Source organism: Pseudoalteromonas sp. DY56-GL79 (assembly GCF_041414765.1).
Taxonomy (GTDB): Bacteria; Pseudomonadota; Gammaproteobacteria; order Enterobacterales; family Alteromonadaceae; genus Pseudoalteromonas; species Pseudoalteromonas piscicida.
Genome location: NZ_JANHZS010000010.1, coordinates 88,524 through 101,021, shown reverse-complemented (window position 1 = coordinate 101,021; position 12,498 = coordinate 88,524). Strand labels below are relative to the sequence as shown.

Below are 12,498 nucleotides of genomic sequence, written 5' to 3'. Positions count from 1 at the left end.
CCTTTCCCATTGTGAATCGACGAAGGATATTCATTTATGGCTTTACGCAGAATCTTAGCAGTTGACGACGAACCATTTAATCTAGAAATCATTGAAGAGATTTTAGAAGACTTAGACTTTGAGCTAAAAACCGTTGAAAGCGGTCATGAATGTCTAGCTGTAGTCGAAGACTTTGACCCTCAAGTTATTTTACTTGATGTAAGCATGCCAAAAATGAGCGGTTATGAGGTATGTAAGGCGATTAAAGCCAATCCAAACACACAGCATATTATCGTTATGTTTGTGTCGGCAAGGGGCTCTGTTGAAGAGCGCATGGAAGGCTACTCAATGGGAGCTGAAGATTATATTGTTAAGCCATTTGGCCAAGGTGAACTAAAAGCCAAACTCACGCACTTGAATCAAATGCTACTAGAAAAAGATATTCTGGCTCAGCAAATTGAAGATGCAACCTCCACAGCATTTAGCGCCATGGCTAATAGCAGTGAAATGGGGCAAATCGTTACCTACATCGAGCAAATCGGTGAAATAGAAACAATCCCACGACTGGCGGAAGCTTTATGTCAATGTTTGAAGGGACTGGGACTTAATTGTAATGTTGAGGTTCGACTCGAGGGACAAAAGCATCACTTTGCAACTACCGGAATTTGCTCACCTATCGTCATTGAGTTATTTGAGATCTTACACACCAAAGGGCGATTACATGAATTTACTAACCGCATATTGGTTAACTATCCATTTTTGAGTATTTTGATCCTCAATATGCCGGGAGACGATCCAGATAAACACGGTAGATTGCGGGATCATATTTGCTTTATTGCCAGTGTAACGGAGCAACAGTTAATTGCTATTTCCACTAAACGTAAGCTGGTACAGCAACACGAGGACCTGGAAGAAGCGATAAAAATGGTGCAAGGTAAGTTTAATAGCATGGTGTCGCTGCTTGATAGAAATCGTCAAGAAAACGAAAAAGTGTTCCGTTCATTACAAGAGTTATTTGAAGAGCGCATTCCGACAATGGGCCTAGACGAAGATCAGGAGATGTTTATCTATCAAAACGTCGATAAAGCGATTCAAAGCTCAGTCGCACGGGAAGAAAGTGTGCGAGAAGTGAAAACCGCTTTCCATGATATTGAAGAAGACTTAAAACTACTCTCGCGACGCTCAGAATAGCAACCCTACTTTCCAATACCGCCGTAGGTCGCGCTTTAGCGCGACTTTTTTATCGCAACAAATCCGCTAAGCGTCTCGTGGCAAGCCCTTTTCAATAATGCGGATCAACCTTGCTTTTTTGCGCTCATGTTGGTCTGACTTTTGTCTTTGTTGCTCCAACGCCCAGTCGATATGCTCGATAACAAGGGGAGTTGCACTCTGACGCTTATCTTCCAGTGCTATAACGATAGCTTCATCGTATTGTGCATTGCCAAGGCCAACGGCTAAGTTTCGCAGCCAACGTTCATGTCCAATCCGGCGAATGGGGCTACCTTCGGTATTTTTCAAAAATGTTGCTTCATCCCAAGCAAATAAGCTCAATAATTGCTGATCTTTAAGTTGAGTTCGCGGCAAAAAGTCGGCTTCTTCCGTTATTTGACCATAGCGATTCCATGGGCAGACTAACTGGCAATCATCACAACCGTATATCCGATTCCCCATTTTTGCCCTAAATTCCTCTGGGATAGCGCCTTGAAGCTCTATAGTGAGATAAGAAATACAGCGTCTCGCATCGACGACATAAGGTTCTACGATGGCGCCGGTGGGGCATAAAGTTAGGCAGGCGGTACAACGGCCGCAACCTTCTTCTTGGTTTGGTTTATCAATGGGAAGAGGAATATCAACAAACAGCTCACCCAAGAAAAACCAAGAACCCGCCTGCTTATTAATCACTAGACTGTTTTTTCCACGCCAGCCAAGTCCTGCTTTTTCTGCAATTTGTCGCTCTAGTACAGGGGCTGAATCGACAAAAGGACGAAACCCTAACGTGCCGACTTCTTGCTCAATCTTTTGTCCGAGCTGCTTTAGCTTGTTGCGCATTACTTTATGATAGTCTCGACCTAATGCATAACGAGAGATGTAGGCGGTGGTTTTGTTACCAAGCGCTCTGGCAAAGCTGGCATCGGGTGGCAGGTAGTTCATTTTCACCGAAATAATGCGCTGAGTGCCAGGAACCAGCTCAGCGGGGCGGGCACGCTTCATTCCATGCGCCGCCATATACGCCATTTCACCATGATAGCCTGCGTCTAACCAGCGCTGAAGTTGCGCTTCATGATCGCGTAAATCAATGTCGGTTATACCGACTTCTGCAAAGCCAAGTTCTTGGCCCCATTGCTTAATTTGTGCTGCAAGTTCACTATAATTGATATTATCGGTCGTCACGGGAAGAAATAATGGCTAATGAATACACGGACAATTTACCACAATTTGCTTATTCAGCCCAACAAGTGCAGCAATATGAAGCAAAAGCCGCAAAGTTATCAGGTACAAACCTAAGTACCTTAATGCAACGAGCTGGGACTGCTGCATTTCGCTTTATTGAAAACAGCCAGCCAAAATCCAGCCATATCTTAGTTATCACAGGTAAAGGTAATAACGCGGGAGACGGTTTTGTCGTTGCTCAATTATGTCAGCAGGTCGGGTTTTCCGTCACCGTATTCGCGTTATTTGCACCCGAAAGCTTAATGGGCGATGCGCAGCAGGCATTTTCTCAATATCAAGGCGCATTGGTTTTCTCGTTGAACGAGGTAGAGTTAAGTCAGTTTACGGTTGTGGTTGATGGTGTATTCGGCACCGGTTTTAGAGGTGAGCTGCCTGACCATGTTTGCCTTTGTTTTGACAAAATAAATAAACTGCCGGTGACTAGGTTGGCACTTGATGTACCGAGCGGTATAAATGCCACAACAGGAGAAGTTGCGGCCAGTGCATTTTTAGCTACCAAAACCATCACCTTTATCGCGTTAAAACAGGGCTTACTTAGCGGCTCGGCAAAGCGTTTTGTGGGAACGTTATTGTTAGCCGACTTGGACGTAGGTGAAGCATTCAAAACTCTAGTAACGCCAACATCTAATTACTTAAATCATGAAACGTTAATGGCAGCAAGGCCGCAGCGAGCACTAGATAGCTATAAAAATGCCCATGGTCATGTGTTACTTGTTGGCGGTAATCGTGGCATGGCTGGGGCAATTCGATTGGCAGCAGAAGCTGCTCTGCGAGCTGGGGCTGGCCTTGTATCGATAGCGACTCATCCTGATAATATCGCGAGCGTCTTACAGGGGCGCTTTGAATTAATGGTACACGGTGTTGAGAGTGCGAATGAGTTATCGCCACTGATGAAAAAAGCCAGTGTGATAGTGCTTGGTCCCGGGCTTGGTCAAGACGCTTGGGCCAAAGCGCTTTTTAACTGTGCGATGGCAACTGAATTGCCGATGGTTGTAGATGCTGATGGGCTCAATTGTTTAGCGCATGCACCAAGGCAAAAATCAAACTGGGTGTTAACGCCTCACCTTGGTGAAGCAAGGCGATTATTGAGTCACTTAGAGACATCGCTAAATGAGCGCGACCGCTTCGCGGTGGCTAAAAAAATTAGCCATGAATATGGCGCCGTTACGGTATTAAAAGGGCCGGGTAGTTTGATATCTGAAGGTGAGCGGATAAATATTAATCGTTCAGGCTGTGCAGGAATGGCGAGTGCTGGGATGGGCGACGTTTTATCTGGTATGATAGGCGGTTTAATTGCCCAAGGGATGGAAGCATTTGCTGCAACAAACCTAGCCGTGTATATTCATGGTTTAGCTGCCGAGCAGGCCGCCCATGATGGCGAAAAAGGTATGTTGGCCGGGGATTTATTCGAACATATTCGAGGTATTTTAGGGTGACAACAGGTCATATGAAATTCGATTTGGCTGATGAGCCAGCAACAGTTGCCATGGGTAATAAAATTGCCAATGTTATTCGTCAAGGTGCGGTACTATTTTTACACGGTGATTTAGGCGCAGGTAAAACCACGCTCACTCGCGGTATTGTGCAAAGCCTTGGTCATTCAGGTAAGGTAAAAAGTCCAACTTATACCTTAGTTGAACCTTATGAACTGGATGATGTCTCAATATATCATTTTGATTTATATCGATTAGGTTCGCCTGAAGAGCTCGAATACATGGGGATCCGGGATTACTTTGCAAGTAATGCTATCTGTGTTGTTGAGTGGCCTGAAAAAGGTGAAGGCTTTATTCCAAACCCAGATATAGACGTCACAATGCAGTATGCTGGTGATGGCCGTCAAATTACACTTGAGGCCAAGTCTAGCCGCGGCGAGGCACTATTAAAACAATTACAAGATTATGCGTAATCAGCCGACTATTAGTTATATTTTCATTTTTATCTGCATGCTCTTAACGAGCATGCACAGCATTGCCCAAAACGCCATCGAAAGTGTGCGTGTTTGGCCCTCCCCAGAAAGCACTCGTATTGTTTTTGATATGAGCGATAAGCCGGATTACAGCTATTTTGTGCTGAAAAACCCTCTGCGCTTAGTGATCGACCTTGAAAACACCAAGCAACAAAAAGACTTTCCGAGTGTTCCGGATGAACATCGAGTTGTAAACAAGGTGCGCCACAGCAAACCGAAGAACAGCAATTCTGCACGGATTGTTGTGGAGCTAAGTCGCAGCGCTACGCCAAAAATCTTTGCGTTAGCACCAACCGGTCCGTATAAAAACCGACTAGTCGTTGATTTGTATGGTAAGCAGATGAGCGCTTATGACGATACAAAAACTGCCACGCCACGAAAAACACTGGCGCAAGACAGAGATATTGTTATCGCCATTGATGCGGGTCATGGCGGTGAAGATCCGGGTTCCATTGGACCTTCAGGTACTTATGAAAAGCTCGTAACCATTCAAATCGCGAAGCGTTTAGCACGCTTAGTCGATAGCCAGCCGGGGATGAGCGCAAAGCTTATTCGTACTGGCGATTATTACCTCAAGTTGAATACGAGAACTGCAAGAGCGCGTGAAAGAAAAGCGGATTTTTTTGTGTCTATTCACGCAGATGCCTTCACCAGCCCTCAACCACGCGGAGCGTCGGTCTGGGTGTTATCACTACGCAGAGCTAATTCTGAAATAGGTAAGTGGCTAGAAGACAAAGAAAAACACTCACAGTTATTAGGTGGTGCTGCCGATTTAATTAAAGATACGGCCAACGAAAAATATTTAGCCAAAGCGCTACTTGATATGTCGATGGAACATTCGATGAAAACTGGGTTTCAGGTCGCAGAAGAAGTCGTCAAAGAGCTGAAAAAAGTGGCAAAAATGCACAAAAGCAGACCGCAAGCCGCAAACTTTGGGGTACTAAAATCACCAGATATACCTTCTATTCTGGTGGAAACTGGCTTTATTTCAAACCCTCAAGAAGAAAAACTATTAATGTCTCCGCATTACCAAGAGCGTTTAGCTCGGGCTATTTTTAGTTCGATAAAGGGCTATTATGAAAAAAATCCACCGGATAACTCGCTCTTTGCGCGTATGCAATCCAATAAGCCGGTAACGCATAAAGTAAAAAGTGGCGAGTCATTGAGTGTGCTGGCTAGCCGTTATGGCATTACGGTCAGTGAATTGAAAAAAGCAAATAACCTGAAAAACAATACCTTGTTTATTGGGCAAGTCTTAACTATTCCAAAAGCGTAAATGATGACGATAGAAATACTTCCAGCTCGGTTGGCCAACCAAATCGCTGCCGGTGAGGTGGTGGAGCGTCCAGCATCCGTCGTGAAAGAGCTGGTGGAAAACAGTATAGATGCTGGTGCGACGCGCATTCAAATAGATATTGAGCGCGGAGGACACAAGCTTATTCGGATCCGTGATAACGGTATTGGTATTGTTAAAGACGAGTTGATGTTGGCGCTGTCTCGCCACGCGACGAGTAAACTGAAAAGCTTGGATGATCTGGAGTGTATTGCTTCGCTTGGCTTTAGAGGCGAGGCGCTGGCATCCATCAGCTCAGTATCGCGACTGACTCTGAGCTCTAAGCCCCAAGCTCAAGAGACAGCTTGGCAAGCTTTCGCCGAAGGGCGAGATATGGCTGTGCAGGTTCAACCTACCGCGCACCCTGACGGCACCACCATTGAAGTCAAAGATCTGTTTTTCAACACGCCAGCGCGCAGGAAATTTTTACGCACCGAAAAGACCGAATTTAGCCATATCGATGAACTGGTTAAGCGCATTGCATTGAGTCGTTTTGATGTTGCCATCACGCTCACTCATAACCAAAAGGTGGTTCGCCAATATCGCCCACGCACTATTGAAAAAGGTGTTGAGCGAGTTGCGCAAGTTGGTGGTAAAGCATTCTTACAGCAAGCAAGCTTTATCGACTCAGGTCATGAGGGACTAAGATTATTCGGTTGGGTGTTACCTGCGGGGGTCAACAACGGCACGCAATATACTTACGTAAATGGGCGGATGATGCGAGATAAGCTCATCTTGCATGCTATTCGCCAAGCGTTTGATGAATCAATCGGGCATGAAGAGCTTCCCGGTTTTGTCATATATCTTGAGTTAGACCCGAGACAAGTTGACGTTAATGTCCATCCCGCGAAACACGAAGTTCGCTTTCATCAAGCGCGCTTGGTTCACGACTTTATCGTACAAGCAATAAAGCAGGTCGCGACGGAGCAAATTGATTTACCTTGTGCAAGTGAGACCGAGACTCAAGCACCTGATATCGCATCGCCATTATTTACGCCCCAAGAACAAGTAGATGAAACCTATCATCAAAGTTACCGTTCAACCTTACAGCCCGAAACGCAAGCACAGACCTATTCGGCTCCAAGTATCTTTGGCGAGCGTTCTGAAGCATCAAGAGCAGTCTCAGGTGGTGGTCGAAGTAATTATGGCGGTGCAACAGGTGGTGGCAAAAAACAGGTGAATGTAAATCAGCTCTATCAAGGGCTATCACATCAACAGATGCAGCACTTCGATCAAATTGAAGAAGGTACTTCACCGTTAAGTGAAGTAAGTAGCGTCCCGATATCCGCCAGTAAATCTAGCTGGATGTTGTTGCCGCAAGGCAAAGTCATGCTTGAGCAAGATAATCAGTTGTTGTTTGGTGATTGTAGGCAAGGGCTGATGCCATATTGGCAAATGCAAATTGAGCAAGATGGCACATTGCAAGGCAAAGCGCTGTTGTTACCCGTGCGCATCAAGTTAGATAAAGCCGCACTGGAAGCATTGCAGCAGCGTGAAACTTGGTTGGCAATTTTAGGGTTTGCGATTGAAATTTTTGATGGCCATATTTTAGTTAAAAAGTTGCCAGTGTCGCTCTATAGCATAGATGTTGGTGAAATTTCTAAGCAGATGATGGAACCAAGCTCAGATGCTGAACTCCAAGATTGGTTACAGTGGCTAGAAGTCTCAACACCCAGTAGCTATTTCGATAGCCAGCATTTTGATTTAGTTAAAGAAAAATTACTTTCAAAAGCCTCATGTTTGGCTCGTATTCATAAAAGTGCGGTTACAATTGATGCCCAGAAGTTGGTCAGTTTTTTAAGTTCGCAGTAATTCGTGCCTAAGTAGGTATTAATTACTATGTACTATCAGCTATAATATGAGATTAGTGCAGTTTATTAGTAGGTTAGATGTGAACAAGTTACCTGTCATTACTCTAATGGGACCGACAGCAGCGGGCAAAACCGCATTGGCCATAGAGTTATGCCAAGCGTTAAATACCGAAATCATCAGTGTAGACTCGGCGTTAGTGTACAAAGGGATGGATATCGGTACGGCAAAGCCGAGCGCACAAGAGCAAGCACAGGCACCACATCACCTAATTGATATTATTGATCCTGCACAAAGCTATTCGGTTGCTGAGTTTCGTGCTGATGCTATTAAACTAATTGATGATTTTCATCAGCGTGGCAAGGTGCCAATTTTAGTCGGTGGCACGATGATGTACTTTAAAGGCTTAATTGAAGGCCTGTCGCCATTACCAGAGGCTGATGCTGAAATAAGAGCAGTATTGGAGCGCGAAGCCGAACAAAAGGGTTGGCCTGCGCTGCATCAACAATTAAAAGAGATTGATCCAGAAGCTGCGGCTAAAATCAGCGAAAACGATTCGCAACGCATCAACCGCGCTTTGGAAGTTTATCGCATTAGTGGTAAGACGATGACTCAATTGCAGCAAAGCAAACAGGATGCATTGCCGTATCAGTTTCATCAGTTTGCTATTGCGCCAAATGACCGAAAAGTCTTACATGAACGTATAGAGAAAAGATTTAAAATAATGTTGGATGAAGGCTTTAAAAATGAAGTTTTGGCCTTATATCAACGTAAAGATTTACACCCTGATTTGCCTTCTATTCGCTGTGTCGGATATCGGCAAATGTGGGAGTATTTAGCTGGCGAGTGCGATTATAACGAAATGGTTTTCAAAGGCGTCGCAGCGACCAGACAACTGGCGAAGCGGCAATTAACTTGGCTGAGGGGGTGGCAAGATGTGACTTGGCTTGACACCGATAGTCAAGAAAACTTGCAACGTGTTCTAACTTCGCTAAGCTAATAGTAGTTGTTAATCAGCGTGTTCTGATTAAATCAACGACCTGACATAATAACACCTAAAACGAAGGATAAGAAAATGGCAAAAGGCCAATCTTTACAAGACCCATTTTTGAATGTCTTGCGTCGTGAGCGCATTCCAGTCTCAATTTTTTTAGTGAATGGCATTAAATTACAAGGCAAAATCCAGTCATTTGACCAGTTTGTGATTTTGCTTGAAAACACAGTAAACCAAATGGTTTACAAACACGCCATCTCCACTGTGGTTCCAGCTCGTGCGGTTAACTTCCAAAATGCAACCGGAAGTGAAGCGGGCGACCAAGGTGAAGAAGGTAATTATTAATTCTTATTAGTAGGAGCTTAATGCTTGTTTGACCGTTATGAAGCCGGCGAACAGGCAGTCTTGGTTCATATAGAATTTCCTCACGAAGGAGATCGCGAAGATCTACGTGAATTGGAAATGCTAGTTTCTTCTGCTGGTGTTAGTAGTGTGGCGGTTGTGCAAGGCAGCCGTCAAGCACCACATGCAAAGTTGTTTGTCGGAACGGGTAAAGCTGAAGAAATTGCCGAGATTGTCAACATCCACAACGCAGATGTCATCATATTTAACCACCAACTCAGTCCCTCACAAGAGCGCAATTTAGAACGCGTTTGTAAGTGCAGAGTGTTAGATAGGACAACGCTGATCTTAGATATTTTCGCGCAAAGAGCCCGTACCCACGAAGGTAAATTGCAGGTTGAGCTTGCTCAGCTAAGGCATATCTCTACGCGCTTAATTCGAGGATGGACGCACTTAGAAAGGCAAAAAGGGGGGATCGGCTTACGTGGTCCTGGTGAAACCCAATTAGAAACCGATAGACGGTTACTAAGAGAGCGAATTAAGAGTATTCGTAAACGATTGGACAAAGTTGCCGTTGTGCGTGAGCAAGGGCGTCGAGCGCGTAGTCGTAACGAGATCCCAACCGTTTCTCTAGTAGGTTACACCAATGCGGGTAAATCGACGCTGTTTAACAAAATTACGGATGCGGATGTATATGCTGCGGACCAATTGTTCGCAACGCTTGATCCTACGCTAAGAAAGATAGAAATCGATGATGTTGGCCCCGTTATCTTAGCAGATACAGTAGGTTTTATTCGTCATTTACCTCATGACTTGGTAGCAGCATTTAAGGCGACTTTAACAGAGACTCGTGAGGCAGATTTACAGCTTCATGTCATCGATGTTGCAGATCCGAGAAGAAAAGAAAATATAGAACAGGTACAATTGGTTCTAGAGGAAATTGAAGCCAATGACATTCCTCAACTTTTAGTCTACAACAAAATTGATCTAATGGACGAAGTTGCGCCTAGAATAGATAGGGACGATGAAGGAAAACCGATCAGAGTGTGGTTAAGTGCCCACTCTGGAGAAGGGATTTCGTTGTTATTCGACGCCGTTAAAGAGTTGTTGGCAAAAACCGTTTTCACAGCTGAGCTTGCCGTCCCTCCTGCGCTTGGGCGTTTACGAGGTGCGCTATTTGAGCTTAATGCCGTGGATGAAAAAGGCTACGACGAGCAAGGCAACTGGCTTGTTTCGGTAAGAATGCCAAAAATCGAATGGGAAAAGCTCAATAAGGAATTCGGGCGAAATCTCAATGATTTGGTCGTTGGTAGTTAAAAATCGTCAATTTCGAGCGTATTTTTATATGAGAGTCGCTCGAATTTTGTTAGATTTAACCTAATTCATTTAAATAACAATGGAGTATAGCTATGGCCTGGAACGAACCGGGTAATAATGGCAATGATAACGATCCGTGGAAAAACCGCGGGGGGCGGGATCAAGGCCCACCTGATCTAGATGAAGTATTCCGTAAATTTGGTAATAAATTCGGCGGTATTTTCGGCGGTAAGCCGGGGAAAGGTGGTAATGGCGGATTAGGCGGTGCTGGTTTCGTCTTTATACTTATTATCGCAGCCATCGTATGGGCACTAAGTGGTATTTACACGGTAAAAGAAGCTGAGCGCGGTATCGTGCTGCAATTTGGTAAATTTGACCGTATTGCTGAGCCGGGTCTGCGTTGGAAAGCCACGTTCATCGAGCGTGTTATTCCTGTAGATATTGAAGCGGTACGTTCATTGTCGGCTTCAGGCTTTATGCTTACGGAAGACGAAAACGTAGTAAGCGTTGAGTTTGAAGTGCAATATCGTGTTGTAGATCCAACGCTTTATCGTTTTAGTGTGACCGATGCTGACCACAGCTTACAACAAGCGCTAGACAGTGCTCTGCGTTACGTTGTGGGTCATTCTCGCATGGACCAAGTGTTAACTACAGGTCGTGAAGTGGTTCGTCAGCGCACTTGGGAAGAGCTAAACAGTATTATCGAACCATACAATCTTGGTTTGATTGTTACAGACGTTAACTTTAAAGACTCGCGTCCTCCTTCAGAAGTAAAAGACGCATTTGATGATGCGATTGCTGCGCAAGAAGATGAAGAGCGCTTTATCCGTGAAGCAGAAGCTTATGCGAAAGAAATTGAACCGCGTGCGCGTGGTCAAGTAACTCGTATGACGCAAGAAGCAGAAGCTTATCGCGAACGTATTATCCTTGAATCTCGAGGTGAAGTGGAGCGCTTTGAAAAGCTACTGCCAGAATACCAAGCGGCGAAAGAAGTAACGCGTAAACGCTTATATATTGATGCGATGGAGCAAGTTTTAGGTCGAAGCTCAAAGGTATTGGTTGATGTTGAAGGTGGTAATAACATGTTGTATCTACCGCTTGATAAGATTATGCAATCACATAACAATGCTTCGTCACCAGTTCGTTTACCAAATCAAAGTGAAATAGAGCAACTTCGTCAAAGAATAGAAGGTAACCAGCAGCAAAATAGTTCTGTCAATTCAGGCGGTGATAGATTTAACCGCGACAGATTTGGTAACGGGAGATAATCAATATGAAGAATTTTAGTCTACTTCTATTAGTCACTGCCGTGATCATGTCTTTCTCAGGTATCTTTGTAGTAAACGAAGGTCAAAGAGCGATCGTACTGCTATTTAGCAAGGTACAAAAAGATGAGAATGGCGATGCGTTGGTATATGAACCTGGCCTTCACCTGAAAGTGCCTTTCTTTAGCCAAGTACGCAAATTAGATGCACGTATCCAAACACTTGATGGTCAACCTGATCGCTTTGTAACGAGCGAGAAAAAAGACTTAATTGTGGATTCGTATGTAAAGTGGCGCGTAAACGATTTTAGCTCTTATTACCTACGTGCGCGTGGCGATAAGCAATATGCTGAAACGCTACTAAAACAAAAGGTCAATAACGGTCTAAGAACAAACTTCGGTTCGCGTACTATCAAAGAGATAGTATCGGGTGAACGTAGCGAGCTAATGGAGGAAGCGTTAGTTCAAGCGTCAGAAAGTGCAACTGAGCTTGGGATTGAAGTACTTGATGTCCGTGTTAAGCAAATTAATCTACCTAACGAAGTAAGTAACTCAATCTACCAGCGTATGCGTGCGGAGCGTCAAGCAGTGGCGAAAGAGCACCGTTCTGAGGGTCAAGAGAAGGCGGAGACCATCCGTGCTAATGTTGACCGTCGTGTTACCGTTATGCTTGCAGATGCTGAGCGTAATGCTCGCGCAGTTCGCGGTCAAGGTGACGCAACGGCTGCAAACATCTATGCAAACGCGTATAACAAAGACCCTGAGTTTTTCGGGTTTGTTCGTTCGCTTGAAGCATATAAAAATACCTTTAAAGATAAGAATGACGTTATGGTGTTATCACCGGACAGCAAGTTTTTTGATTATATGAAGGATGCAAAAGCACAATAAGATGATGCTTTTGAGATAATTGTAAAACCCCGCCAGCCAGCGGGGTTTTTTTATTGGCGCGATATGGTCACAACGTAAGACGATGAAATCCCACGAGTAGCCGCGATCTTTCATGCCGCAAAAAACACACTGTAGCAGCGGACTTTATGTCGCGA

The 12,498-nt window shown here is 44.6% G+C and carries 11 protein-coding genes; 10 read left to right on the top strand and 1 reads right to left on the bottom strand.

The window, feature by feature from the left end; all coding sequences use genetic code 11:
- Window positions 1–36: 36 nt before the first annotated feature.
- On the top strand, window positions 37–1,170 hold the full coding sequence (locus tag NO992_RS09095) for a PleD family two-component system response regulator (protein ID WP_010377372.1): 1,134 nt from the start codon (window positions 37–39) through the stop codon (window positions 1,168–1,170).
- A 66-nt stretch (window positions 1,171–1,236) separates the two neighbouring features.
- Here the strand turns inward: NO992_RS09095 and queG are convergent, their stop codons facing one another.
- On the bottom strand, window positions 1,237–2,370 hold the full coding sequence (gene queG, locus NO992_RS09090; protein ID WP_371376280.1) for a tRNA epoxyqueuosine(34) reductase QueG: 1,134 nt from the start codon (window positions 2,368–2,370) through the stop codon (window positions 1,237–1,239).
- Window positions 2,371–2,381: 11 nt separating this feature from the next.
- Here queG and NO992_RS09085 point away from each other — a divergent pair, with 11 nt between their 5' ends.
- From NO992_RS09085 to hflC, 9 genes are all read left to right on the top strand, one after another.
- Window positions 2,382–3,866, top strand: coding sequence for an NAD(P)H-hydrate dehydratase (locus NO992_RS09085; RefSeq protein WP_371376278.1), 1,485 nt, complete (start codon window positions 2,382–2,384; stop codon window positions 3,864–3,866).
- Window positions 3,863–4,336, top strand: coding sequence for a tRNA (adenosine(37)-N6)-threonylcarbamoyltransferase complex ATPase subunit type 1 TsaE (gene tsaE, locus NO992_RS09080; protein ID WP_010605655.1), 474 nt, complete (start codon window positions 3,863–3,865; stop codon window positions 4,334–4,336). Before NO992_RS09085 ends, tsaE begins: the two co-directional genes overlap by 4 nt.
- Window positions 4,329–5,672, top strand: a complete 1,344-nt coding sequence (locus tag NO992_RS09075) for an N-acetylmuramoyl-L-alanine amidase (protein WP_308374178.1) — start codon at window positions 4,329–4,331, stop codon at window positions 5,670–5,672. The genes tsaE and NO992_RS09075 overlap by 8 nt, the downstream gene beginning before the upstream one ends.
- A gap of 3 nt (window positions 5,673–5,675) precedes the next feature.
- Window positions 5,676–7,541, top strand: coding sequence for a DNA mismatch repair endonuclease MutL (mutL, locus tag NO992_RS09070; protein ID WP_371376274.1), 1,866 nt, complete (start codon window positions 5,676–5,678; stop codon window positions 7,539–7,541).
- Window positions 7,542–7,587: 46 nt separating this feature from the next.
- Window positions 7,588–8,538 carry a tRNA (adenosine(37)-N6)-dimethylallyltransferase MiaA gene (gene miaA / locus NO992_RS09065; protein ID WP_371376271.1) on the top strand — a complete coding sequence of 317 codons (951 nt, stop codon included), beginning with the start codon at window positions 7,588–7,590 and terminating at the stop codon, window positions 8,536–8,538.
- 75 nt (window positions 8,539–8,613) lie between these two features.
- On the top strand, window positions 8,614–8,877 hold the full coding sequence (hfq, locus tag NO992_RS09060; protein WP_010377383.1) for an RNA chaperone Hfq: 264 nt from the start codon (window positions 8,614–8,616) through the stop codon (window positions 8,875–8,877).
- A gap of 24 nt (window positions 8,878–8,901) precedes the next feature.
- On the top strand, window positions 8,902–10,191 hold the full coding sequence (gene hflX, locus NO992_RS09055; protein WP_010605651.1) for a ribosome rescue GTPase HflX: 1,290 nt from the start codon (window positions 8,902–8,904) through the stop codon (window positions 10,189–10,191).
- Between the two features lie 92 nt (window positions 10,192–10,283).
- Complete coding sequence (gene hflK / locus NO992_RS09050) at window positions 10,284–11,459, top strand: FtsH protease activity modulator HflK (RefSeq protein WP_099030575.1); 1,176 nt, start codon at window positions 10,284–10,286, stop codon at window positions 11,457–11,459.
- Between the two features lie 5 nt (window positions 11,460–11,464).
- The gene (gene hflC, locus NO992_RS09045; RefSeq protein WP_253104374.1) at window positions 11,465–12,343 is read left to right on the top strand and encodes a protease modulator HflC; all 879 of its coding nucleotides are present in this window, start codon (window positions 11,465–11,467) and stop codon (window positions 12,341–12,343) included.
- Window positions 12,344–12,498 lie beyond the last annotated feature (155 nt).